Origin of the sequence: Asticcacaulis sp. AC460, assembly GCF_000495795.1 — a bacterium.
Classification (GTDB): Bacteria; Pseudomonadota; Alphaproteobacteria; order Caulobacterales; family Caulobacteraceae; genus Asticcacaulis.
This window is the reverse complement of sequence record NZ_AWGD01000002.1, coordinates 43,892-69,051: the sequence shown is the minus strand read 5'-3', so window position 1 is coordinate 69,051 and position 25,160 is coordinate 43,892. Positions and strand designations below refer to the sequence as shown.

At 62.0% G+C, this 25,160-nt stretch carries 21 protein-coding genes; 11 read left to right on the top strand and 10 right to left on the bottom strand.

The window, feature by feature from the left end; translation table 11 throughout:
* Positions 1-3 precede the first annotated feature (3 nt).
* Complete coding sequence (locus ABAC460_RS26345; RefSeq protein WP_031236245.1) at positions 4-3,978, bottom strand: beta-galactosidase; 3,975 nt, start codon at positions 3,976-3,978, stop codon at positions 4-6.
* 219 nt (positions 3,979-4,197) lie between these two features.
* Here ABAC460_RS26345 and ABAC460_RS26340 point away from each other — a divergent pair, with 219 nt between their 5' ends.
* From ABAC460_RS26340 to murD, 5 genes are all read left to right on the top strand, one after another.
* Positions 4,198-5,349 (top strand): rhamnogalacturonan acetylesterase, encoded by a 1,152-nt coding sequence (locus ABAC460_RS26340; RefSeq protein WP_023451557.1) that lies wholly within the window; start codon positions 4,198-4,200, stop codon positions 5,347-5,349.
* Positions 5,350-5,438: 89 nt separating this feature from the next.
* The gene (rhaM, locus tag ABAC460_RS26335; RefSeq protein ID WP_023451556.1) at positions 5,439-5,753 is read left to right on the top strand and encodes an L-rhamnose mutarotase; all 315 of its coding nucleotides are present in this window, start codon (positions 5,439-5,441) and stop codon (positions 5,751-5,753) included.
* A gap of 59 nt (positions 5,754-5,812) precedes the next feature.
* Positions 5,813-7,195, top strand: a complete 1,383-nt coding sequence (locus ABAC460_RS26330; protein ID WP_023451555.1) for a UDP-N-acetylmuramoyl-tripeptide--D-alanyl-D-alanine ligase — start codon at positions 5,813-5,815, stop codon at positions 7,193-7,195.
* Positions 7,196-7,337: 142 nt separating this feature from the next.
* Positions 7,338-8,453, top strand: a complete 1,116-nt coding sequence (mraY, locus tag ABAC460_RS26325) for a phospho-N-acetylmuramoyl-pentapeptide-transferase (RefSeq protein ID WP_023451554.1) — start codon at positions 7,338-7,340, stop codon at positions 8,451-8,453.
* Between the two features lie 15 nt (positions 8,454-8,468).
* Positions 8,469-9,896, top strand: coding sequence for a UDP-N-acetylmuramoyl-L-alanine--D-glutamate ligase (murD, locus tag ABAC460_RS26320; protein WP_023451553.1), 1,428 nt, complete (start codon positions 8,469-8,471; stop codon positions 9,894-9,896).
* On the opposite strand, the gene ABAC460_RS26315 is transcribed toward murD, so the two are convergent.
* Complete coding sequence (locus ABAC460_RS26315; RefSeq protein WP_023451552.1) at positions 9,893-10,405, bottom strand: hypothetical protein; 513 nt, start codon at positions 10,403-10,405, stop codon at positions 9,893-9,895. The genes murD and ABAC460_RS26315 overlap by 4 nt on opposite strands.
* 59 nt (positions 10,406-10,464) lie before the next feature.
* Positions 10,465-12,666, bottom strand: a complete 2,202-nt coding sequence (locus tag ABAC460_RS26310; protein WP_023451551.1) for a GH92 family glycosyl hydrolase — start codon at positions 12,664-12,666, stop codon at positions 10,465-10,467.
* A gap of 166 nt (positions 12,667-12,832) precedes the next feature.
* On the opposite strand from ABAC460_RS26310, the gene ABAC460_RS26305 reads away from it, so the two are divergent.
* From ABAC460_RS26305 to murG, 3 genes are all read left to right on the top strand, one after another.
* Positions 12,833-13,990, top strand: a complete 1,158-nt coding sequence (locus tag ABAC460_RS26305; protein ID WP_023451550.1) for an FtsW/RodA/SpoVE family cell cycle protein — start codon at positions 12,833-12,835, stop codon at positions 13,988-13,990.
* Positions 13,991-14,044: 54 nt separating this feature from the next.
* Positions 14,045-14,338, top strand: a complete 294-nt coding sequence (locus ABAC460_RS26300) for an antibiotic biosynthesis monooxygenase family protein (RefSeq protein WP_023451549.1) — start codon at positions 14,045-14,047, stop codon at positions 14,336-14,338.
* A gap of 70 nt (positions 14,339-14,408) precedes the next feature.
* Positions 14,409-15,560: an undecaprenyldiphospho-muramoylpentapeptide beta-N-acetylglucosaminyltransferase gene (gene murG, locus ABAC460_RS26295; protein WP_023451548.1), complete on the top strand. Its 1,152-nt coding sequence runs from the start codon at positions 14,409-14,411 to the stop codon at positions 15,558-15,560.
* A gap of 37 nt (positions 15,561-15,597) precedes the next feature.
* Here the strand turns inward: murG and ABAC460_RS26290 are convergent, their stop codons facing one another.
* From ABAC460_RS26290 to ABAC460_RS26275, 4 genes are all read right to left on the bottom strand, one after another.
* Entirely contained in the window at positions 15,598-16,176 is a 579-nt protein-coding gene (locus tag ABAC460_RS26290) for a hypothetical protein (RefSeq protein ID WP_155914538.1), read from the bottom strand.
* Between the two features lie 428 nt (positions 16,177-16,604).
* On the bottom strand, positions 16,605-17,168 hold the full coding sequence (locus ABAC460_RS26285; RefSeq protein WP_023451545.1) for a hypothetical protein: 564 nt from the start codon (positions 17,166-17,168) through the stop codon (positions 16,605-16,607).
* Positions 17,169-17,184: 16 nt separating this feature from the next.
* Positions 17,185-17,772, bottom strand: coding sequence for a hypothetical protein (locus ABAC460_RS26280; protein WP_155914537.1), 588 nt, complete (start codon positions 17,770-17,772; stop codon positions 17,185-17,187).
* Positions 17,773-17,831: 59 nt separating this feature from the next.
* Positions 17,832-18,434 carry a hypothetical protein gene (locus ABAC460_RS26275; protein WP_023451543.1) on the bottom strand — a complete coding sequence of 201 codons (603 nt, stop codon included), beginning with the start codon at positions 18,432-18,434 and terminating at the stop codon, positions 17,832-17,834.
* 151 nt (positions 18,435-18,585) lie between these two features.
* On the opposite strand from ABAC460_RS26275, the gene ABAC460_RS26270 reads away from it, so the two are divergent.
* Together ABAC460_RS26270 and ABAC460_RS26265 are read left to right on the top strand one after the other, a co-directional pair.
* Entirely contained in the window at positions 18,586-19,665 is a 1,080-nt protein-coding gene (locus tag ABAC460_RS26270; RefSeq protein ID WP_023451542.1) for an AI-2E family transporter, read from the top strand.
* An 83-nt stretch (positions 19,666-19,748) separates the two neighbouring features.
* Positions 19,749-21,383, top strand: coding sequence for a long-chain fatty acid--CoA ligase (locus ABAC460_RS26265; protein ID WP_031236241.1), 1,635 nt, complete (start codon positions 19,749-19,751; stop codon positions 21,381-21,383).
* On the opposite strand, the gene rhaI is transcribed toward ABAC460_RS26265, so the two are convergent.
* The 3 genes from rhaI to ABAC460_RS26250 form a co-directional block, all read right to left on the bottom strand.
* Positions 21,380-22,705 (bottom strand): L-rhamnose catabolism isomerase, encoded by a 1,326-nt coding sequence (rhaI, locus tag ABAC460_RS26260; RefSeq protein WP_031236240.1) that lies wholly within the window; start codon positions 22,703-22,705, stop codon positions 21,380-21,382. The genes ABAC460_RS26265 and rhaI overlap by 4 nt on opposite strands.
* 160 nt (positions 22,706-22,865) lie before the next feature.
* Positions 22,866-23,669, bottom strand: a complete 804-nt coding sequence (locus ABAC460_RS26255) for a nucleotidyltransferase domain-containing protein (protein WP_023451539.1) — start codon at positions 23,667-23,669, stop codon at positions 22,866-22,868.
* Positions 23,666-24,640, bottom strand: coding sequence for a DNA polymerase beta superfamily protein (locus tag ABAC460_RS26250; RefSeq protein ID WP_023451538.1), 975 nt, complete (start codon positions 24,638-24,640; stop codon positions 23,666-23,668). The genes ABAC460_RS26255 and ABAC460_RS26250 overlap by 4 nt, the downstream gene beginning before the upstream one ends.
* A gap of 170 nt (positions 24,641-24,810) precedes the next feature.
* Between ABAC460_RS26250 and ABAC460_RS26245 the strand changes: the two genes are divergently transcribed.
* Positions 24,811-25,155 (top strand): PadR family transcriptional regulator, encoded by a 345-nt coding sequence (locus tag ABAC460_RS26245; RefSeq protein ID WP_031236237.1) that lies wholly within the window; start codon positions 24,811-24,813, stop codon positions 25,153-25,155.
* Positions 25,156-25,160: the final 5 nt, after the last annotated feature.

The following is a 25,160-nucleotide window of genomic DNA, read 5'->3' as shown; positions in this document are numbered from 1 at the left end:
AGCCTATCTCTGGTTTTTACTGGGTTGAGGGACGGGTTCCACCGGCACGCCGCCGCGGACATTACGCAGCACGACCAGTTTCACGGGTTCAGGGGCGTTCTGCGGCTTGCCGTCGGTGGTGACCGCGAACGTCAGGGTGTTGTCGCCATTGGCATTGAGAATGCCGGGCGGCAGGATGAAGGTCTTCTGCGGCCCGATGTGCGACAGGAAGTTGCCGACATGCCAGCCGTTGACGAAGATCAGGATGCGCGTCCGGTTGACGGTGCGCGGCACATCGGGATCGCCGAAGACCAGGCCGATCTGGGTGTCGTGGTCCTTGGGCAGGTCCAGCTTGAAATTGGTCCGCAGCCAGTAGGTGCCCGGTCCCGGCGGATCGTCGTCGAAGGTACCCGCTTCCCATCCCGTGGTGTCGGCGAACGGGGCGACCGGCAGGTACCAGCCCTCGCGCTCACCGTACAGGCCGCCGTTGTTCATCGGCCCGCGCACCAGGTCGGAAATGAACTCGCCGCCCTTATTGCCCTGAATCTTCCAGTTAATGCGAAGTTTCCCGAGCTCGACCGAAATCAGCCCGCGCGCTTCCTTATGCTCATCATCGGCGCCCAAGTCCCAGTTGTGCGCATTATTGCGCACCATGATTGAGACCGTGTGCTCACCGGGACGCAGGGCGGGGATATAGAGGTGCGACTTCATCGTCGTCTTGGGCCGCGCCTCTCCGGCCGTGCCCTCGCGCTCGCCGATGAAGCGGCCGTCGATCCACACCTGGGCCACGCCGGCCGGGCCGCCATTCCAGGTAAAATTAAGGGTTTCCGGCGACTGGCCCGTCACGCGGAACTTGCCGCGGTACCAGACGTCGCCGTGGTGAAAGCCGTAATCGCTCATGGCCAGGACCGGCGCGCCCGGGGGCGGCTGGGTATCCAGGGTGGCGGCGGATTCCTTCAGGTCGGCGACGCGCCACTGGCTGTCGTCGAACTTCGGATCGGCTTCCTGGGAGTCCTTGCGGCGAACCCATTGTAATTCCATCAGGTTGGGCACGGAGGCCTCCTGGGGACCGGCCAGGCCGGTGGTCCACAGGGCGCCTTCCATGACCTCGAACTGGGCCGGCTGGCCGTTGAAGGTCAGGGTCTGGACCGGTTTCGGCGCCCAGATCTCGATCGTGCTTTCCTTTTCGGTATCGCCGGTCAGGTGCAGGGCGCCGTTGTCGAACTTTGCGGTTCGGATGAGGGCGTTGCTGCGTTCCAACACCGGTCCGTCCGGGGTGTCCTGGCGCCAGAAGGTCTTGGCGACCTCGTCCTCGGCCAGCAGCAACTCCAGGCGTTCGTTCGGGGCCGTCTCGATGCGCACCCGGTTCATGGCGGCATGGACGTAGTTCAGCCGCAGGGTCTTGGTCTTGGCGTCCCAGACGTTGGTGACATTGCCGCTCAGGATCGTGACCTTCGGCTTTTTCGCAAAGCGCAGCACGGTTTCGCCGTCCTCGCCGCGTGGGCCGTAGAACAAAGCGATATCGCGGTCGCCTTGGCGCAGGTGGGTCTGAAGCTGCGATGTCGAATAGACGACATGCTGGCGTTCCAGGGCATAGTCGGCGACCAGCAGCTTGGCGTCCTGGCCGTTGAGGCGCAAGGTGCCCTGCTGCGGCACGCGGAAGGTACCGTCGCGGGTGGTCAGGTCGAAGCTGAACGGGTTGTCGCCGAATTCGTCGGTCGGCTCGTGGATGGCGAAGATCAGGTCGCCATGCTCTTGCGGGCTGCGATTGTGGTACAGCTTCACCTTGGGCGAGGACGAGGTCAGAACCTCCGCCTTGTCCATGGCGCCCAGCAGCGGTTCGGCCGCCTGGACGAACTGGCCCATCTGTTTCAGGGTATATTGCTTGTCGCGCAGGCCGCGGGCTTCGTCGATGCCGGCGCCGTAGTCGTAGGAAGTGTAGACCACGCTGGCCGGGGTCCAACCCCAGGAGGTGCCGCCGAAGGCCATGTAGATCGAATGGATCGACAGGCCGTTGATCAGGCTGCTGCCGAAGAAGGTCTTCACATACTCGGAACCGATGCGCTTCGAGGTGCAGTCATAGCTGCCGATGCTGCCCCAGAAGTCGAACCAGCCGCTGCCGATTTCGGCGGCAAACCCCGGCGTGTTGGGTGAGGTCAAGGCGCCGATCTTGACGGGGTTCTTCGGATCGGGCGCGGTCGCGCCTTCCGGAATCTCGGCATACATGCCCCAGTTGGGCACCTTATTGGGCTTGCCGATGTCGTGGGTATTGGTGCAACCGCCGCCGGGATAGCCGTCGAAGGCGTAGATGTCGACCGGACCCGGCACCGACCACGGCGTAGACGAATTTTTCGGCGTCCAGTTGGGCAGGCGCGACTGGGCATTATGGAAAATGGGCACGGTGATGCCGTCCGCCTTGGCCTTGTCGTACAGGTGCTGCATGTAACGCTGGTGCGTCGGGGTGGTCAGGCCCAGCTCGTTTTCGATCTGGTACAGGATGACCTTGCCGCCGCCATTGGTGATCTGGTGGCGTTCGACAATGGCATTGATCTGGGTCATCCACTGGTCGACGTCCTTCAGGTATTCGGGATCGTCGGTGCGGGCCAAAGCCTTCTGCCGCGCCAAATAGCCTGGGAAGCCGCCCATGGTCAGTTCGGCGTTCACATAAGGACCCGGCCGGATGATGACATACATGTCGAGCTCTTCGGCCATCTCGATGGCGCGCTCGATGTCACGGACGCCGGAAAAGTCGTACTGGCCCGGCATGGACGAGTGGTAACCCCAGTCCATATACAGGGCGACGGTGTTGAAGCCCGAGGCCTTCATCTTCTGCAGGACATCGCGCCACAACGACGGCGACGGCAGGCGGAAGGGATGGAATTCACCGGCCCAGACCATGGTGCGCTCACCATCGATCATCAGCGAGTGCTTATCCCAGGTAATCTGCTTGCCCTTGACCGAAGGCGCGGTGGCGGCCTCGACCGTGGCGGTCGGTTCGCTCAAAACCGTGAAATGGCGCACGGCGCCGGAGACGCCGCCCAGTTCCTGGCGCGGGGTCCAGGTCTTCAGCCAGTCGTAGCTGTCGGAATACCAGTAGCGTTTGGTCAGGTAGTCGTCGAAATAGATGCGAAAGCCAGGCTTGCCGTCCTTGTCCTTAATGGAAACCAGGGCGGGGCCTTCGATCCAGTCGCCCCAGCCGGCCCAGTTGCCGCGCCGCAGGACCTTCCACGGGCCGGTCAGCTTGTCGGCCGAGACCAGTTCGAGGGTTTTGGTCGTCTCGTTCTTGGTGACGGCGACATAGGTCTCACCCCACGGAATGGTGAAGGTGTCGATATAGTTGCCTTGCAGGCCTTCCATCGGCACGGGCGTGTCGAACTTGGCTGTGGCCAGGTCCACCGCTTTGATCAGATGGGCGCCGAACGGGCCCTTGGTGCCGCCCTTCGACAGCGACACGACGACATAGATGCTGCCGTCCTTGTCGCGATACCATTCCGGCGCCCAGGTGTTGGTGACGCCCGGCAGGGTGACTTCGGCGTCGCCGACATGGTCCCAGGTCTTCAGGTCGCGGCTGCGCGCCACGCCCATGCGGTTGCCGTCCCACGCCGTGGTGTAGACGATATAATAATAGCCGTCGGCGGCGTGCAGCAGCGACGGATCGCGCAGCAAACCCTTGGCGGGCTTGTAGGCGTCCATGTTGAGCGTGGTGAATTCGATGCCGTCATAGGACTGGTACAGGCTCATCCGGTCCTGGGACGTGGCGTCGAAGGCCGACATCAGGAAGGTCGTGTCGCCGCGCCGGCTGACCACCGGGGCGGCCGCCTGGGCGTCGGTATTTCCCTGGGTCTTGCGTTCGTTCTGCGCGGTCAGGCCGAAGCTATCCATCACCGCATCGCCGGTCGTCGGAGTCTGTTGCGCGTACGCCGGGGCCGACAGCAATCCGCCCACCGCTGCGCCCAGCAGCAGGACCTTGCGCATCGGACGGCCGGAACGGGATTGCATGCACCTCACCTGAACGGAATCGCCGCCCTTTTGCGAGGCCGGTCTTGCCGGCAACTTGGCATTGACAGCCCGGAAGATCAATGAAAAAATATCATTATAAGTCACAATCGAGCACAAATTCAGGCCTCCGTGATCAAAAACAATCAAACTTTTGGGATTTCGCTGGCGGTGTGTGTTTTCACCCTTGTGGCGTCAACCGCACTTGCCCAGACTACATCCATGCCGCAAAGCTTTACCCTGTCTTCTACTGAACGTCTCGCCTATGACGCGACAAAAGGGCAGGGATATGTCTCAATCGCGGGCGGTAACGAAGTCGCCTTTGCGATCGCCGCAGCCCCGGGGGATTACCGGGTCACGGCCACGGTTGGCGCCGGGCGTACCACCCTGTGGGCTGAGGATCGCCGGCTGGTGACCGGACCGGTGGTGGTGCCGGCGGGGCAGACACGTGATGTCAGCTTTATCGTCAATGTGCGCAACGCGATCATGGCGACCGCCGAGCAAGACGCGACCAAAGCGCCACGCGTTGGTTTGAGGGGGGATGAACCTGACGGCCGGAACTGGGACGACATGCTGACGGTGTCGGCGTCGGGTCCGGACAAGGCACTGCTGGCATTGAAGGTTGAGCCGGTCCAGGTCCGACGGATTTTGCTGGCCGGCGACAGCACGGTGTCGGACCAGGCGGGTTCGGACTTCGCGTCGTGGGGCCAGATGCTGCCGCGTTTCGTTGGTGGCGATGTCGTCGTCGCCAACCATGCCCGTGGCGGCGAGACCATGAAGTCGTTCGTGACCTCGCTGCGTTGGGACAAGCTGCTGAGCGAAACCCGCGCCGGCGATATCGTCATCATCCAGTTCGGCCATAACGACGAAAAGAAGCAGTGGCCGCGGACCTATCTCGGCGCGGACGGCGCCTATGGCGCGTACCTGGCGGCGTTTGTCGCCGAGGTGCGGCAACGCGGCGCGCAGCCTGTGCTGGTGACGCCGGTGGCGCGGCGGTTCTTTGAGAACGGCAAGATCAGAAATACGCACGAAGGTTATGACGCGGCTGTGCGCGACACGGCGCAAAAGCTGGGCGTGCCGGTGATCGATCTGACGGCTTTGTCGACGTCGTTTTATGAAACGCTTGGGTCGGAGCGATCGGCCCTGGCCTTCGGCAATCGCGGCCAGGACAAGACCCATCATAACGCTTATGGCGCCTGGGCGATTGCCTGTCTGGCGGCGGGTGAACTGAAGACGCTGGATCTGGGGTTGGTGATCGATGCGCCGGACTGCGCACCCGCTCCGAAAGACTTCGAAATTGGCGCCGGCGACTGGCCGCTGATGCGCACACCGGAACAACCGAAACAGGCGGCTGAGCCTGTGCCGGTGAAGTAAGTAAGATACCCCTCCACCGCTCCGCGGTCCCCCTCCCCACTTCGTAGGGAGGAGAGGAAGGGAGTGGTGTCAACGATTGGAGATTTATCTTGGAAACCATCGCCTTCACCATGCAGCTCAAGCCCGGCTTCGAAGCCGAGTACCTGAAGCGCCACGACGAGATCTGGCCGGAGTTGTCGGACCTGCTGCACGAAACCGGCGTTTCCGACTATTCGATCTTCCTGGACGAAAAGAGCCTGACCCTGTTCGGCGTGCTCAAACGTACCGAAAACCACACCATGGACGACCTGCCCAACCACCCGGTGATGAAACGGTGGTGGGCGCATATGGCCGATATCATGGACTCCAATCCGGACAACTCGCCGGTCGTAACGCCGCTGAAGTCCGTCTTCTACATGGCCTAAACCATCTTGCCTTCACACGGCGGGCGGGCTTAATGGCAACCCCTCTGATGGAGATGCTCATGACTCGCCCGCTATGGACCTTTGACGAACTGGCCAAGGCCACGGGCGGCACCCTGACCGGCGTCGGTGGCATCACCGAGGCCAATGGCATCAATTTCGACAGCCGCGGCCTAGAAGCCGGCGACGTCTTCCTCGCGCTGCAAGGCGCACGCGACGGCCACGACTTCGTGCCCCAAGCGTTTCAAGCCGGCGCGGTCCTGGCTGTCACCCGCCGGCCGATCGATGGTGGCGCCTGCCTGCTGGTGCCCGACGTGCAAAAGGCCCTGGAAGACATCGCTGTCTTCGCCCGCAACCGCGCGCCCGATGCCCGCCGTGGCGCCGTCACCGGCAGCGTCGGAAAGACCAGTGTCACTCAGATGGTCATGCAGGGCCTGCAACAGGCCGGCCGCGCCCACTCGGCGATCAAGAGCTTCAACAACCATATCGGCGTGCCCCTGACCCTGGCCCGGATGCCGGCCGATACCCAGCGCGCCGTGTTCGAGATCGGCATGAACCATGCCGATGAAATCACGCCGCTGTCCGAGTTCGTCGCGCCGCATGCCGTGGTCATCACCACGGTCGGCGCCGTCCATACCGAAAACTTCCCGGATGGCGAGGCCGGTGTCGCTGCCGCCAAGGCCGAAATCTTCGACGGCCTGGTCCCGGGCGGCCTGGCCATTCTCAATGCCGACAACCGCTGGTTCGAGTATCTGAGCACGAAGGCACGCGGTTCCGGCGCCCTGGTCGCGGCCTTTGGCGAAAGCGGTGGCGTCGACGCGCAACTGATCGAACACCGCGTCAATGGCGACCGCGCCTCGGTCGCCGCGCGTTTCCATGGCCGCGATATCGTCTTCAGCCTGTCCCACACCGGCCGTCACCAGGCGGTCAATGCCCTGGCCGCCCTGCTGATGCTGGAGGCGCTGGACGTCGACCTCGACACCTCCCTGCTGGCGCTGGAATCCTTCGCCACGCTGGAAGGACGCGGCCGGGTGATCACCAAGCCGTTCAAGGGCGGCGAACTGACCATTATCGACGAAAGCTACAACGCCAATCCGGTGTCGATGACGGCGACCCTGGCCAGCCTGGGCCAGCGCGAGACTGCCGGCCGCAAGGTGGCGGTGCTGACCGACATGCTGGAACTGGGCGTTGACGAAGCCGCCCAGCATGCGGGCTTGGCCGAAGCTGTGGTGGCGTCGGGTGTCGACAGGGTCTATCTCGCCGGGCCGCTGATGCAGAACCTGTGGGATGCCCTGCCAAGCGGCTTGAAAGGCGGCTATGCGGCGACGGCGGCCGATCTGCTGCCGGCGGTCACCGACGGGTTACAGGCCGGCGATGTGGTCATGTTGAAGGGCTCCAACGGGTCGAAAGCCGGCCTGATCGCGAGGGCATTACTGGCGGGGTAGGGCGTTTCCCACATATGTGAGCCGCTTCCCTCACGCCGTGCTTGAGCCCAAGGCCCCTGTGCGATAAGGGGTGTCAAACGGCGCACCCGGGGAAAGTGAGTCGCAACAAGCCGCTCTTAGACGGCGTTCACAAAGGCGTTGAATGTTTTATTTCCTGTATGAGCACGTCACGGCATCGGGCGAGCACTGGCCGCTGATCAATCTGATGAAATATCAGACGGTGCGCATCTTCCTGGCCATGATCACGGCCATGATCGTGGCCGTCGCCATGGGCTCACGCTTTATCCGCTGGATGCGCGCCAAACAGGGCAAGGGTCAGCCGATCCGTGAGGACGGCCCGCAAAGCCACCTGCTGACCAAGAAGGGCACGCCCACCATGGGCGGACTGATGATCCTGGCCGGCATCGCCGTCGGCACCCTGCTGTGGGTCGACCTGCATTCTGTCGCCGCCTGGGTGGTGTTTGGCGTGACCATGGCTTACGGCCTGCTGGGCTTCATCGACGACTATGCCAAGGTGACCAAACAGACCTCGGCCGGCCTGTCGGGCCCGCAAAAGCTGATCGTCCAGGGGCTGATCGCCGTCGCGGCCGTCGCCGCCCTGGTCTATCTGGCGCCCCAGCATCCCGACGCCCTGCCGGGCCTGAACACCACCCTGACCTTCCCGATCGCCAAGAACTTCATGTTCAATCTGGGCCTGTTCTACCTGGCCTGGGGCGCTTTTGTCATCGTCGGCGCGTCCAATGCCGTCAACATGACGGACGGTCTGGACGGATTGGCCATCGTGCCGGTGATGATCGCCGCCGGCGCCTTTGCCCTGATCGCCTACCTCGTCGGCAACTACAACTTCTCCAACTACCTGATCATCCATTTCGTGCCGGGCGCCGGCGAAGTGGCGGTGATCTGCGCCGCCATCATCGGCGGCGGCATGGGTTTCCTGTGGTACAATGCGCCGCCGGCCAAGATCTTCATGGGTGACACGGGTTCGCTGGCCCTGGGCGGCGGCCTGGGCGCTGCCGCCGTGGCTATCAAGCACGAGATCGTCCTGGCCATCATCGGCGGGCTGTTCGTCATGGAAGCCCTGTCGGTCATGATCCAGATCGGCTATTTCAAGCTGACCAAGAAGCGGGTCTTCCTGATGGCGCCGATCCACCACCATTTCGAAAAGCTGGGCTGGGCGGAATCGACCGTGGTCATCCGCTTCTGGATCGTCGCCGCCATGCTGGCCATGGTCGGCCTGGCCACCCTGAAAATCAGATAATCCGGAGCTATCGCCGTGATCCCCGTCAAAGGTTTTGAAGGCAAGCGTGTCGCCATTTTCGGCCTGGGCCGGTCGGGCCTGTCGGCAGCGCGGGCGCTGAAAGCCGGCGGCGCCGAGCCCGTGCTGTGGGACGACAAGGTGGCTTCTACCGCGGCGGCCATGAAGGAGGGCTTCACGGTCGAGGACCTGAAGAAAGCCGACTGGGCCGAGTTCGATGCCCTGATGTTGTCGCCGGGGGTGCCACTGACCCATCCGGAGCCGCACTGGACGGTGAAGGCAGCCAAGGCTGCCGGCGTCCAGGTGCTGGGCGATATCGAGCTGTTCGCGCGCACTCTGGCGCGGTTCCCGGCGCGCAACCGCCCCAAGACCGTGGCCATCACCGGCACCAACGGCAAGTCGACGACCACGGCGCTGATCGGCCATATCCTGAAGTCGGCGGGCAAGAACGTGCATGTCGGCGGCAATATCGGTATCGGCGTGCTGGACCTCGAAGAGATGCAGCCGGGCGCCGTCTATGTCATCGAAACCTCGTCCTACCAACTGGACCTTTCGCTGACCTTCAAGCCCGATGTGTCCATCCTGATGAACCTGTCGCCGGACCATCTGGACCGGCACGGTGGCATGGACGGCTATATCGCCGCCAAGAAGCGTATCTTCATGAACCAGGACAAGGGCCAGACGGCCGTCATCGGCGCCGATGACGACTATACGGCCGACCTGATTTCACAGATGCGGGTCAGCCATCCGGTCAAGCTGGTCGCCATCTCGTCGCGCCGCGTGGTCGGCGATGGTGTCTATGCGCTGAACGGTGAACTGTATGACGCGACCGGTGAGCGCGCGCGGCATATCATCGACCTGAAGTCGGTGCGCACCCTGACCGGCCGCCACAACTGGCAGAACGGCGCCGCGGCCTTTGCGGCCTGCAAGGCGCTGGGGCTGACCAATGAGCAGATCGCCGCCGGCATGCGCTCCTTCCCGGGCCTGGCCCACCGCATGCAGGAGATCGGCCGTATCGGCAAGGTCCGCTTCATCAACGATTCCAAGGCGACCAATGCCGATGCCGCGCGCCAGGCGATGTCGAGCTTCGACAAATTCTACTGGATCGCCGGCGGTAAGGCCAAGGCCGGCGGCATCGACGAACTGCGCGACCTCTATCCGCGCATCAAGCACGCCTTCCTGATCGGCGAAGCGGCGGAGCTGTTCGAAAAGACGATCGGCAAGGCGGCACCGTGCACCCAGTCGCGGCTGCTGTTCACGGCCACCGCCCAGGCCTATGCCGAGGCGGAGAAGTCGGGGAAAGAAGAGATTGTGCTGTTCTCGCCGGCCTGCGCCAGTTTCGACCAGTTCACCGATTTCGAAGCCCGCGGCGATGCCTTCCGCGATGCGGTCAATGAGATCGCCAAGTCGGTGGCCGTCGCCGGCGTGCAGGATATCGGAGCTTAAGATCGGGGTTCATAACCGATTGTAATATAGGGTGTATTGGCTGAATTTTCGTTGTGGCTTTGCGACCAGGTCAGCATGACTAGCAGGTTGTCAGCTATCCATTTGCATTTGTAAAGCACGCTGACGTCCGGATAGGGGCTGATGTCGCCGCATTCCGTTGGCTGACCGTATTGCGATGTGAGCACCCCTTTCAGGAGCTGAGACCGAACCTCGTTGACCGCCATCGACGGTTTCGCTTCGATATTCAAAAAAATGCTGTAAAGAGCGCCGTCTTTGAAAAAGAAGCGTGCCTCGGACGGATAACTTTCAACGTCTATTCCTGACAGGTCCAGAATGGTAACTTTCTTCTCCGGGTTGGATGGTCCGACCTTGGCGGCAGGGAACTTCTTCTGGGTCGCAGCCATGCTGTCGCCGCGTACGGCTTCACGCCACAGGGTCTGGGCGCCCGCGGGGCCGGCAAACGGGGCCACAAGCGCTGTCGCCAGTATCAACCATTTCACCATCCGCATGCGCCGCCTCCTGAAGTTGAAGCCCGCAAGCTGCCACGTGTTAGCTGCAATGAAAAGGGTTAAGGTGCTGCAAATTTCGTCGCCCAGGCACCCGGCTCGTCCGCCATCTCCAACTCCAGCGTCCCGCCCTTGACGATTTCCTTGTGGGTCAGCCAGGCGCGGTCGATCGGCTTGCCGTTCAGTTTTGCGCCGACGACATAGAGGTTCGTTGCCGACGTCCCCTTGGCCACCACAGTAAAGGTCTTGCCGCCCTCCAACTGGATCGCGGCGCTTTCGAACACCGGCGAGCCGATATAGTAGAAGGGCTGGCCGGCATTGGGATAGAGCCCGATGGCATTCCACACATACCACGACGACATGGCGCCGGAATCGTCATTACCGGGCAGGCCGCGCGTGCCGGTCTTATAGCGCCCGGACATGATCGCCCGCACGCGCTCCGCCGTCCGGTCGGGGCGGCCGGCGTGAATGTAGAGGAAGGACGCCAGGATATCCGGCTCATTGCCCTGGTCGTAGTGATGGCCGTCGAAGAACCGGTCCAGCCAGGCGACAAACCCGGCCTCGCCGCCATTGACCTCGATCAGGCCTTTGACGTCATGCGGGACATAGGTCGAATACTGCCAGCCCGAACCCTCATAGAAGGGATGATCCCACCAGCCGGCGGTCTTGTCGGGATAGGTGTAGTCGCAGCGGTAGTTCTCCAGCCACGCCCCGTCGGCATAACGTGGCCGGATACACTGCAGGTCGGAATCCCACAGGTTGCGCCAGTTGCCGGCCCGCTTCAGATACTTGGCGGCATCGGCCTTGTGGCCCAGCTTCTGCGCCACCACGCCTGCGACGTAGTCGTTATAGGCATATTCCACCGTGCGCGATCCCGACCGCGCCTCGCTCAGCGGCATGTAGCCCAGCCGGTCGTAGTCGGCCAGAACCCGGCCGACATTCATCGGGTCGGGGCTTTCGACCTCGGCGTCCTTTTTGATCGCCTCATAGGCCAGGTTGACATCGAACCCGCCGAGATCCTTGACAATGGCGTCGGCCAACAGGACGTCGCCGTTCGATCCGCCCTGGGTCAGGCCGTTGCCGCCGGCGGTACGCGCATCGGGCAGCCAGCCGGTGTGCTTGTAGGTATCCAGCAGCGACCGCACCATGCCGCGCTGGCGGTCGGGCTGGATCAGGGTCATCAACGGATGCATGGTCCGGAAGGTGTCCCAGATGGCGTAATAGTCCTCGTAATGCGGCTCGTCCGAGCTCCACCAGACATTGTCACCCGAGACGTCATGCGGCATCGAGTGGCTGCGGTAGAGGGCGGAATAGAAGACCTCGCGCTGGGCGTCCGTGCCGCCGGTGACTTCGATCTTCGCCATGGCACTGGCCCAGGCCGCGCGCGCGGAATGATGGATCAGTTCGAAGTTCCACCCCGGTGCTTCGTCGAGATTGTATTTCGCCTTTTCGATGCTGACAAAGGAGACGGCCAGTTTCATCTGGACATCGGTATCCGACGCCGTGTCGAAACTCAGATAAGCCCCCAGGCGCTGCGAACGGTCCTTGTCTTGGTCGCCGCCGTCCTTCACGCCCACGCCTGGAAACAGCGCCGACTGGCCTTGACTGGCCGTCCAGATACCGACGGCAGCCGGCTTGCGGTCGACCACGGCATGGAAATATAACTTGTAAGGATTGGCGTTCCAGCCGCCGCGAAACGATGCCCAGCCTGAAATCGAGCCGTCGTCATTGACCTCGACATGGCCGCCCGTGGCGTGCGGTCCACCGCCCATCAACTGCACCGACGAGGTCACATCGATCAGGATGTTGCCCTGTCTGTCCTTCGGGAAGGTCAGTTTCTGGAAGCCGCTCATCCGTGTGGCGGTCAACTCGACCTTGATCTGGTCTTCCGGCCGGTTGCCCAACAGCACGGTGTAAAGACCCGGGGAGGCCTGTTCGTCATGGCGTTGATAGGCCAGGTTCCGGGGATTGACCGGGCCTGTCGTCGGCGTGACGCGGAAATTGCCGTACTTGGAATTGCCACCCGTGCCCGACACATGGGTGTAGGCAAAACCCGTCACCGGCGACCAGCCGTCATAGCCGTTGGTATCGCCCTGGGTGGTGTCGGGGCTGAAATTGACGAAGCCGAACGGCACGGCCGCACCCGGCACGGTATTGCCGCCGCCTTCGGAGCCGAAGAAGGGATCGGCGATTTCGACGGGTGTATCGGCGACGGCCGGGGTCACCAGGGCCAGGGCGAACAGTGCAGCGGTCCATATCTTCATGCCAGCCTCCCGAATTTCGTCCGACTTTAAGCGGAACCGGCGGTTTGGCAAGTATCGCCCGGTAGCGGGTTGCTTTTCCGTTACCGCCGCGCCGCCGGGTTAAGGCAATATTAACCGTGATGGGTTGAATCCTGACCCTTGGCTGTTCGTGTACTCAGGTTGCGTTATGACCCAGGCCTATGCCCACCCCTTTACCCGGACTGACCGTTCGCCGACCGCCATGTGGTGGTGGACGCTGGACCGCGTCACCTTGGCTCTGGTCCTGATCCTGCTGATGCTGGGCTTTTTCTTCTCGTTTTCGTCCAGCCCGGTCGCAGCCCCCCATACCGACCCCTACGACGCCTTCTATTACACAAAACGGCATTTTCTCTTTGCCATCCTGACCGCGGCCGGAATGATCACCGTGTCGATGCTGTCGCTGAAGGGCGTCAAACGGGTCAGCGTGCTGGTCTATGCCGGCGCCATCTGCATCATGGCGCTGCTGCCGGTCATCGGTCACGAGGCCAAGGGCGGCACGCGCTGGCTGAACTTGGGGCCGATCGCGTTACAGCCGTCGGAATTCCTCAAGCCGGCACTGATCGTGCTGATCGCCTGGATGTTCTCCGAAGGCCAGAAGGGCAAGGGCGTTCCCGGCGTTACCGTTGCCTTCTTCCTCTATGCCGTCGCCATCGGCCTGCTGCTGATCCAGCCCGATGTCGGCCAGTCGATCCTGATCACCTGCGTCTTCGGTGCCTGTTTCTTTATCTCCGGTGTGCCGTTCCGCTGGATCATTGGCATGCTGGCCACGGCGGGCACCGGCCTGGTCGGGCTGTTCTTCATCCAGCCGCATTTTCGTAACCGCCTGCTGGGCTTCTTCAATCCTGACGCCGACAGCGGCTACCAGGTCAACAGCGCCAAGGCGGCCATCGCCAATGGCGGCCTGTGGGGCGAGGGCCTCAACGAAGGCATCATGAAGAAGCGTATCCCCGACCTGCATACCGACTTCATCTATTCGGTGGTCGGCGAGGAATACGGCCTGTGGCTGACCCTGATCCTGATCGGCATTTTCGGCTTTTTGATTGTGCGCGGCCTGCTCAAATCCATGGCCATGCAGGATCCCTTCCGCCAGATCGCGACCTCGGGCCTGTACATCATGCTGGGGACACAGGTGCTAATCAATGTCAGCGTCAATCTGGGCCTGATCCCACCCAAGGGCATGACCCTGCCGTTTATTTCATACGGGGGGTCCTCGATGCTGGCTATGGGGCTGACCCTCGGCTTCATCCTGGCCCTGACGCGCAAACGCCAGGAAGAGATTCCGCAGGACGATCCGACGAAATGGTGACTCGACTCCGATAGCGGCGTAAGATGACGCTGTTATCTGTGGGAGGATATCGCCATGACTGCCTTCAATGCCGTCCGTTTCAAGGTCAAGCCGGGCCGCGAGGACGACTTCCTCGACGCCCATCGTACCACCGTCGCCGACTGGCCGGGGCTGCGCCACGCCAATATGATCAAGACCGGTGAGGGCACCTACTGCATCATTGCCGAATGGGATAGCATGGACGCCATGGCCGGCGCCCGGCCGCAGATGATCGCCACGCTGGATTCCTTCCGCGACACCCTGGAAACCCTGGACAATGGCGGCGTTACCGATGCAGTGTCGGGAACCGTGGTCCTGCCGCTGAAATAACCGCCGACCGATTGCGGCGGGCCGCGATTCACGGCTACAAGATCGCCGTACCCGTTTCGCGAGACACAAAGTGGCCAAAGCCCCCAAACCCCGCCGCAAGGCCTCGTCCTTTTCCGAAACACCGCTGGCCGTGGTGGCCGCCGGCGGTACCGGCGGGCACATGTTCCCGGCCGAAGCGCTGGCGCGCGAACTGATCGCGCGCGGCTGGCAGGTGGTGCTGGCCTCGGATGCCCGCGGCGCCGCCTATGCCGAAAAATTCCCGGCCATCGAACGGCTGTCGCTGGAAGCTGCCACGTTCAAGGCCGGCGACCCGATCGGCATGGCCCGCGCCGCCATCAAGATCGCCATGGGCACGATGCAGGCGCGCAAGGCGTTCGCGCGGCTGAAACCCTGGGCGGTCATCGGCTTTGGCGGCTATCCGTCCTATCCGGCGCTGCTGGCGGCGCTGGGGCGCAAGGACGTCACCCTGATCCACGAACAGAATTCCGTACTGGGCCGCTCCAACCGGCAACTGGTCAAGAAGGTCGACGCCGTGGCCTGCGCCTTCCCGGTGCTGCGCATGGCGCCGGAGGAACTGGAAGGCAAGGTCCAGGTGGTCGGCAATCCCGTCCGGCCGGACATCCAGGCTCTGTACGAAGAGCCCTATCCCGCCGTCGAAAAGACGATCCGCATCCTGGTGACCGGCGGTTCCCAGGGCGCCAAAATCCTGTCGGAACGGGTGCCTCAGGCCCTGGCGTCATTGCCGATCTCGATCCGCATCAATCTCCAGGTCGAACAGCAGGCGCGGGCTGAACAGGCCGAGGCCGCCGTGAAGCTTTACCAGAACGCCGAGATCCATGCCGAGGTCTCGCCCTTCTTCTCCAACATGGCCGAACGCCTGGGCCGGGCCCATATTGTCATCGGCCGGTCGGGGGCTTCGACCGTGTGCGAACTGGCGGTGGCCGGCAAACCGGCGATCCTTATCCCATTGAAGATCGCGGCCGACAATCACCAGACCTACAATGCCGAAGTGCTGAAGGAGGCCAAGGCCGCCATCGTCATCCCGGAGGACGAGGCCACGGTCGAGCGCCTGGCCGAAGAGATCCGGACGATGATCGAAGGCGCCGCCTTGCTGCCTATGCGCGCCAAGGCCGCCAAGTCCGTCGCCCGGCCGGATGCCGCCAAGCTGCTGGCCGATCTGGTCGAACGCACGGTCGAGAAGGTAAGGCGGGCGGAAGTCTAACCCTCGCCTCGGTATCCGGGGAATCGGCGCTGACGGGTTATAATCCGTTATTGTCGGTGCTGTCTTTCAGTTTTACGCACTGGTCGAAATTACGCAACTCGTAAGACAAACTAATATAGGTATCTGACAGACTGGCGCCCTCTGCTGACAGCTGGATGTCGGCAATCTCATTTGAAGCGTCGAGCGGAACTGACCAAAACGAAGCTAATGTCCTTTCGTTCTTGTCGAGTGAGGCGGCAAAATCTTCACTGTCCTTCCAGAGAGCACCACTGGACAGAAAATCGTAGTCTTTGGGTTGTCCATATTTTTGGCTGAGCGCGGACTTCAATTTGTCGTAGGCCGATCGAACGGAAGTGCCGTAGCGGTCGTCTTCATAAGTTTTTCCTATTGCAAGAACCTTGCAGACACCGGTTTGCGGCGTAAGGACGATCATATAGCTTTCGAATTCTGAGTTGGGCTGGGGAACAGATATGCTGTAGGCCTCCCAGGGGGCGCTCATATCGTGCTTCTCAACGACTTTCAGATCTTTGACCTGAGCGCCCATCTTTATCCCGAATGGTCCCGCGAAAGCGGCCGTCGCTGCCAGCAACACGCTGGTCGCAGTGGCGGCTGCCAAGATAACTTTCCGCATAATCCCAAAACCCTCCCTATGCGCAGGACAAAAAGTGAACAAAAGATCCAGCTAAAGTCAAGAACAATCTCAGGATGTTGTCACCAGCCTGGTCCTGACCCTTATGGAGATCGCTAGCGATACAATGGTCCTGAACGAGGACGAGGCGGCCAAGTCCGTCGCGCACTCGGCGCCGGAACCCGGACATCGTAGGATTTGACCGGGCCGGAGTCGTCGAAAACCTCGACGACCGTCAGCTTCTTTAGCGGTGTTCCCATTTTTACACCAAAGACACTATCTGCGGCAAAGGCTGGAGTGCCCACTGTCAGGCATGCCACAATCATCCAAACGCGGATCCTGATCATCACCTTGCCTGCTAATCACCGTTGCGGAAAAATGAATATTGGAAAGCTTTCTGTAGATGTTCCCGCCGGTTAGCGGCAGGCTTTGGGGGCATTTTTGAAGTCATACTTCAGCACCAGTTGGGTCTCTGACTCGCTGGAGGCCTGGACGGCCAGCATGATGTTCAGGATATTTTCCGCACCAGGTTTGCGGCTGCCGAGCCACATCATGTAGACGTCCCGCTCTTCGTGAAGAACCGAGGCGGCGAAGTCGGCGTCATCCTTCCAGACCGCACCGGCTTTGAGCTCGTTCTGGCTGTCCATAGGCATGCCGTATGTTTCTGCCAGGGCCCGGGAAAGCCTGTCGAAGGCCGCCATGACCTTCTGTCCGTCGTGATCGTCCTTATAGGTCACGCCTACTGCGAGAATATTGCAAACCCCGGCCGTCTCCGAGACGCTAACCATATAGAGCTCAAACTCCGGGTCGGGTTGTGGAACTGTGACCAGCGCCTCCTTAACCAGACCGGAGACCCCGATCACCTGCTGGACCTGAAGATCCTTAAGCCGCGTACCCATCTCGATGCCGAAGGGCCCGGCCAGTGCGGCGTTGGCGCTCATCAGAATGGTCGCAGCCGCTATCATAAGTGCCTTGTACATCCTGTTCTTCCTCACATTAAAGGCCGCTATTATCGCTCTGCTCGGCTATCTGGTTGCACTTATCGTAGTTCTTGAAGCCATAGGCGATCGTCACGCTCGTGGTGTCGTCGGCATTGGAACTGATCATCATGGTGACCGAATTCATATTTCCCGGCCTTTCGTCAAGCCGCCATCCGACGGCCACGACGCGTTCTTTCCGGTAAATCGATGCTGCAAAATCGCTGTCCTTGTTCCACAGGGCGTCAGGGAGCAAAGCGTACTGGTCCGAAACGGGGGGACCATACTTCGTGGTCAAAACCGACTTCAGTCGTTCGTAGGGGGGACGAACGGCGTTTCCGTATCTGTCATTATCGTAGAGCCGGCCGAACCCGACGACGGAACATACGCCCGTCTGCGTCGTCAGGGTGACGACATATCTTTCGAATTCCGAATTGGGCTGGGGCGCCGTGACGTAATAGGTCTTGACGGGGCCGGACCCGTTCATCAGGTCCGGGTCTTTCAATTGACTGAGCGGCGTCCCCATCTCGATGCCAAAAGCACCGGCAAAAGCCGGCGTTGTAACCAGACATCCGACCGCCATCGCGAACAATAACTGTTTTAACACTTCAGCTCCCCTCGTTCTCTATGTGGTGCAAGGAACCAGGCCACGGAAGGCGATGATAATCATAACCCCTTATCGCCGGCGTCGGGAACGGATTCATCCAGGCACTGACTGAAGTTTTTCATCTGATAGTTCAGGATGATATATGTGTCCCGGCCTTTTGGTGATCCGGCGATCAAAGCGATGCTTTCGATCTGTGATGCTGGGTCGATGCTGTCCCAACCGCTTGACAAATGACGCTGGTACTTGCTCAGCGAGGCGGCAAACTGGTCATGTCCGGTGAGCACGGCGCCATCGTTCAGACCCTCAAGGGTATCCGTGGACGGGCCGTACTTCCGGCTGAGAGCGGTCTTCAACGTCGTGAAAACGGCGCTGACCCTGGCGCCGTCCAAATCATTCAATTGCTTATGTCCAAAAGCGGTGATGACGCAGACTCCCGCTTTTTCCGTAAGTTCGACATGATAGTCGGAAAATTGGTCATTGGGTATCGGCGGTATAACGCCGTAGGTTTGTACGGGGTTATCGCCGCTAATTGGCTCTTTCGGTGAAAGGGCGAGATCCTCGAGCCTGGTCCCCATGGCGATACCGAACGGGCCGTCAGCAGCCCATGACGGAGCCGTCATCATCAATCCGACTACGACCGCCACTCCCGCCTTGTGCAACATTACCATCCACCCTTGCTGTTGTGGACAAATCATGAACACGGGGCGCGGGCCTTGTCAACCGCATCTTCGGGTTGAATGTCACTTACGGCTTGCAAGTTGAGACGCGCTGTGGAGTCGTGAGGCCTGATCGAGTCGGGATGAGGTGGTGAGTATGACAAATGACGGTCTGACACGCGGGTTCATGCAGAGGGTGGGCTTTGTCATCCTGGCGGTGGCGGCGACCTTGCTGGCCTATCACCTGATGAACCTTTGGGTCCTAATCTTCGGCGCCATCGTGATCGCCGTGGTGCTGCGCGGCATCGCCGAGCCTTTGATGAATGTCTTCAAGCTCAATGCGCCCCTGGCCGTTCTGGCCGCGGTCCTTCTGGTCGTCGGCGTGGTCTTCACCACCTTCTATCTGTTCGGCCGCGATATCGTCGCCCAGGTCCAGATCCTGTCGAAACAACTGCCGGTCGCGTGGGCCGAACTCCAGACCCGCCTCGAAGCCGCAGGTCTCAATGACGAGGTCCAGGCCCAGATCGATGCCCTGGGTGACCAGGCGGGCGGTGTCGCCTCCAAGATTCCGCAACTCGCCGGCAATCTCCTGTCGGGCGTGGCCAATTTCCTCGTCGCCCTGATCGCTGGCATCCTGCTGGCCATTCACCCGGCCATGTACCGCGACGGCATCGTCTTCCTCTCCCCGGAAAGCTACAAGCCGCGCGTCAAGGATTCGCTGAACATCGCCGGCAAGGCGCTGCAGCTGTGGTTCCTGGGCCAGTTCATCTCGATGATCGTCGTTGGCGTCATGACCGGCGTCGGCCTGTGGGTCATGGGTGTGCCGTCGGCCCTGGCGCTGGGCATGATGTCTGGCCTGGCCCAGTTCGTTCCCATCGTCGGTCCGGTGATCTCGGCCGGTCCCGGCCTGCTGCTGGCCAGCGCCGCGGGTCTCGACAAGTTCCTCTACGCCCTGGTGCTCTATGTCGGTGTGTCGCAGCTGGAGAGCAACCTGATCACGCCGGCGGTGCAGAACCGCATCTCGTCGGTGCCGATGGTCCTGACCCTGTTCGCCGTGGTTGGTTTCGCGGGCCTGCTGGGGCCGGTCGGCATCCTCTACGCCATGCCGCTGACGGTCGTGCTCTACACCCTGGTCATGCGTTTCTACAAAGGCGAGGACGTCAGCAAGAAGGAAGAGCAACCCGGATCGGGGCCGGAATCGGCGCCGAAGAAACCCCGGCGGCGCGCCGGCACCTGACGTTCACGCACAATTATCTTTCCCTTCGCGTCAAGTTTTGTTAGGCTCGACCCAACAAGATAAAATGACCAAAGGGAAACGCCGTGCTCGGATTGATGATGGATGGGCCTCTGCTCATTTCCGCCGTACTCGACTATGCCGCCAAGTATCATGCCCATAAGGAGATCGTTTCCCGCAACGAGGATTCGAGCCTGCACCGGTACACCTATGCCGATGCCGGGCGGCGGGCGGCAAAACTGGCCCACGCACTGAAAAGGCTGGGTCTGCAGCCGGGCGACCGGATCGCCACCCTGGCCTGGAACAATTACCGCCATTTCGAGCTCTATTATGCCGCGCCCGGCGCCGGTTTCGTCTGCCACACGGTCAATCCGCGCCTGTTCCGCGAACAGATCGAATTCATCGTCAATGACGCGAAAGACCAGTACATCTTCACCGATCCGTGCTTCGCGCCCCTGGTCGAGGCGATGATCCTCAACCTGCCGTCGGTCAAGGGCGTGGTGGTGATGGGCAGCCGCGACCAGATGCCGGGCAATATCCTGCAGCGCGCCCTGTGCTACGAAGATCTGATTGCCAATGAGCCCGACCATTTCGACTGGCCGCAGTTCGACGAACGCACGGCGGCCGGCCTGTGCTACACCTCGGGGACGACGGGCAACCCGAAGGGCGTGCTCTATTCGCACCGCTCGACCGTCTTGCATGCCATGGGCCTCAACCAGCCGGGCCTGTTCGGCTTCACGCCGGAAGAAACCGTCCTGCCGGTGGTGCCGATGTTCCACGTCAATGCCTGGGGCGTGCCCTATGCCGCCGCCCTGGTCGGGGCGCGGCTGGTCCTGCCGGGACCGCGGCTGGACGGACCGGGGCTGCTGGAGATCATCCGCGGCGAAGGGGTGACCATCTCGGCGGGCGTGCCGACCATCTGGATGAACCTGCTGAACCACTGCGACCAGGCGGGTCAGTCCGTGGCGCCGCTGCGCCGCGTGGTCGTCGGCGGCGCGGCCTGTCCTCAGACCCTGATCGAACGCTTCGCTGCCCACAAGGCCTTGGCTGTCCATGCCTGGGGCATGACGGAAACCTCACCCCTGGGTTCGGTCAGTGTCCTGTCGTCGAAACAGGAGACCCTGGACGCCGACGACCGGATGAAGCTGATGCTGAAGCAGGGCAGGGCGCCCTTCGGCATCGAGATGCGCATCACCGGTCCGGACGGCAAGGGCCTGCCGTGGGACGGCGTGGCGCGTGGCGAGCTGGAGGTGCGCGGACCGTGGATCATCTCGGCCTATTTCAATAATGCCGAAAGCGACCAGTTCACGGCCGACGGCTGGTTCCGCACCGGCGACATCGCCACGATCGACGGCGACGGCTTCATGAACATCGTCGACCGGTCCAAGGACGTCATCAAGACCGGGGGCGAATGGATCAGTTCGATCGAGCTGGAGAATTTGGCGCTGCAGCACCCCAGCGTGCGCGAGGCGGCGGTGATCGCGCGTATGGACTCAAAGTGGAGCGAACGGCCGCGCTATATCCTGGCCCTGCACCCGGGCAAAACCATCACGGGGTCTGAGTTGCGTAAGGTGATCGAACCCCATGTCGCCAAATGGTGGATCCCGGAGGACTACATCGTGGTCGATGAGATCCCGCACACCGCGACCGGCAAGATCCTGAAGACGAAGCTGCGCGAACTGTATGGGATGGAACATCACCCCCAGGCACAGAAGCTTTAAACGATCCCGCCGGCCAGTTCGGTGCGCGCCTTGCGGGTGTCGGCCTTGTGGGCGCGGTAACCGCTTTCGCGATAGGCGGCGATCGGGTCGATCGCCCCGCCCATCCGCACCCGCGCCATGGCCAAGGCCGCGCGGACATCGCTTTCAAACGCCAGGCGCAGGCAGTTGTGTGCCATGATGACGTCATTGTCTTCCTGATAGGCGCGCATGGCGTCGCGGTCGACGATCAGCGCCTTGACATAGGCGCCGGCGATCGCCCGCGCTGAGTTCAGCAGGCTCTCGATCGGGTCGGTGACGTTGTGGGTCTGGTCCATCATATAGGACGGGGTAAACCGCGTACCGGTACGTTCTGCGCGCTTTTCGGCCGAGACCAGTTCGTTGAACACCAGGAAGAGCTGGAATGGATTGATCGAGCCCGAATCCAGGTCGTCGTCGCCATACTTGGAATCGTTGAAGTGGAAGCCACCCAGCTTGCCGAACTGCGACAGGCGGGCCACGATCATCTCGATATTGACGTTGGGCGCGTGGTGGCCCAGGTCGACCAGGCACTGCGCCTTGTCGCCCAGGGCTTGGGCGCACAGGATCGAGGTGCCCCAGTCCTGGATGACCGTCGAATAGAAGGCCGGCTCGTACATCTTGTGCTCGATCAGCAGCCGCCAGTCGTCCGGTAGCTGGCCATAGACCGTGCGCAGGCTTTCGAGATAGCGCTCCAGCGTGTCGGTGAATTCGACCTGGCCCGGGAAGTTGGAGCCGTCGCCGATCCACACGGTCAGCGCCTTGGAGCCTAGCTTCTTGCCTATATCGAGGCATTCCAGGTTATGTTCGATCGCCTGTTGCCGCGTCGCCAGTTGCGAATGCGACAGGGAGCCAAACTTGTAGGACCGCTTCTGGCCGGTCTGGTCCTGGAAGGTGTTGGAATTGATGGCGTCGAAGCCGATGCCGAGCGTCTGGGTATACTGGCGCAGGGCTTCGTAGTCGTCGCACTTGTCCCACGGAAAGTGCAGGGACACCCGCGGGGTCAGGCCGGCGAGCTGATTGACGACGGAGCAGTCCTCGACCTTTTCGAAGACATTGGTGGGTTCGCCGGGCAGGGGGAAGCGGGCATACCGCGTACCGCCCGACACCATACCCCACGATGGCAGGCCGACGGAAAAGGCCATCAGCTTTTCGACCAGGTCTTCGATGTCGATATTGACGCGGACCAGACGCGCCGCCAGGGCGTCATAATCGGCCAGATGCGCATCCATCAGTTTCGCATTAGCGCGCGCGATAACTTCCTGAGGTATGGTCGCGATTTTTCTGTCGACTGCCAGAAAACCCATCTGAATCCACTCCCGTTACTTTGTCTGTTTTTCCAGACCATCGCGCGAAGTCGGCTTTTCGTCAATTCAACTGCTTATCATGGTTGCGCTACCATGGGTACAGTCCGCGTGGACCGTTACAGATATACGACAGGATTTGGTTAACGCAGCAAAGGTTTGCCTAAGAGAGCAGCCGGTGAAAGAGGCCGTCGGCCATTTCGACGGTGCGGGTATCGAAACGGTCGGTCTGGGGTGGGCGGGGTGGCTTGTTGGCCAGGACCCGGGTGATCAGTGCGTCAAGAACCGGCTGGCGCGGCAGGCGGTCCTGCTCGCCCGCCGCATGTTTCAGCGCGAAGAGCTGCGCCATGGCGGGACGCTCGTCCGTCAGGTTCAGGCCGGCGCACAGCGACGCCACATCCATCGGCGGCAGGTCCTCGCGATCCCGCAGCCACAGCAGCATCAGGACGGGACGCAGGACGTAGCAGTAGCGCTTGATTTTAACGCTGTCTTCGTCGCCGATCTGTTCCCACGCGCCGCGCGCCAGCCGGTCGTAATGGTAGGCGTAGGCCGCCGGATCGGCGGTGGCCTTCACGAACCAGCGGATATCTTCGCGCAAGGCGTCGTCGCCGGCGTAGAGGATGGGCGAAACCAGCCATTCGTGCAGGATGGGATTGGAATTGATGGCCAGCCGCAGGGCCTTGCGCAGGTCCCAGCCGTTGAGGTCGAACGGCACGCCCAGGGTTTCATCTTCGACGAGCGGTGTTTCGATAACGTCGCGATAGTCGCGCACGGACAGGTATTGTGCCTGGGTGCGGGCATAGACGAAGCGGATGTCATAGTCGCTATCAGCCGAGGGAAAGCCCCAGGCCCGGCTGCCGGATTCGATGGCGAACAGGATGCGCACCTGCCGCTCGGCTTCCAGTTCGGCCAGCCTCTGGCGGATATAGGCTCGCGCCTCGGCGGTCACGTGGGAAGGGACGATCATGCCATCACCACCCGGCGATACAGCGCCGCCACGAAATCGTCGGCCCGGCCGGCATCGGCGCTTTCCGGAAGATCGGTGCGCAGGGCCGCCGCTTCGACGTCGGTCAGCAGGGTTTCGATCTCTTCGGCCACAACGGCGTAAGGGATCTCGCCGCATTTGATCGCCAGCAGGTGGGCCGCATTCGGCCGCGGGAAGGTGATGTGGCGGGTATCGAGGAACTCGATCGCCTGGTCTGCGATGCGCACGGCGTGGGTCATGGCTTTCCAGTCGACGCCCTGATTGTCCTCGGCGGCGCGGGTGCGGGCGCCGAACTCATCGAACAGGGTCTGGGCCAGGGTTCGCGCGCCCTTGATCGAGGCCGAGAAGATCGCCTTCTTGCCGGCGATGTCGAAATAGGTGGCCGGACTGCCGTCGGCATGTGGCAGGACGACGATGTCGAGCAGGTCATGGGCGGCGGCCAGGGCGCGGATTTCGGCTTCTGCCGTGCCCAGCTTGGCGTTGGCGCCGTAGGTCTCTTCGATGGTTTTCAGTCCGTCCAGCGCCAGGCGCACGGCGGCGAGACGCGCACCCTTGACGCCGTATTTGCGCGCCTGCTGGCGGCAGTAGCTGACGAAGGCCGTGGTTTTGCGGCTGAACAGGTGCGGCGCCAGGGCTTTGATCTCCGCCCAAACCGGATCGGGCGGCGACAGCAGCATATCGTCAGGCGCGAACAGCATGTCCAGCGCCACGGTCTGGCCGTCGGCCAGCAGGTCGAGGAACTTGGCCGGGCTGTAGGCTTCGAAGTCGGTATCGTCCGACGTGTTCTTTTCGCCGCGTGCCTTTTCGCGGACGATATTAACCGACGGCCTGACCCTCTGCAGCAGGATATCGCGCGCATCGGGCAGGTAGACGGCCTTGATGTCCAGGTCCGATTGCGGTGTCGCCGTGCCGTACAGGTGCGAGCCGAACTTCATTTCCACCAGAGTTTTCATAGGCTTCCTCATGCCTCAACGCGCGTCAAAAAGCCAGAGTTCCTTGTGGTGCAAGCTACCTATCAAAGCTTACTATCTTTTAATGTGATAGTACCTTGCGTTAAAAGGTAGCTTGTTTTATACACCCATCAACGCCGGGGATGTTCCCGGCTATAACGGATGGAGGGCCAATGCCTGAAACCATAGACATTCAAATGAAGAAAGGCGTGCTGGGCCTGTGCGTGCTGGCGGTGCTGGCACGGGGCGAAAGCTACGCCTATGAGATTGCTTCGCGTCTGTCCGATGCCATCGGCATGGGCGAGGGCACGATCTACCCGCTGATGCGGCGCATGCAGACGGACGGCCTGGTCGAGACCTATCTGGTCGAAAGCACCGCCGGTCCGTCGCGCAAATATTACCGGCTGACCAAGGCCGGACACCGGGCGCTGGAAGACCAAAGTGCGGAATGGCGCGGGTTCACCGACGCCGTCGACGCCCTGTTGGACCCGCAGCCGATTGCCCCTCAGGAGGCCTGAATAGA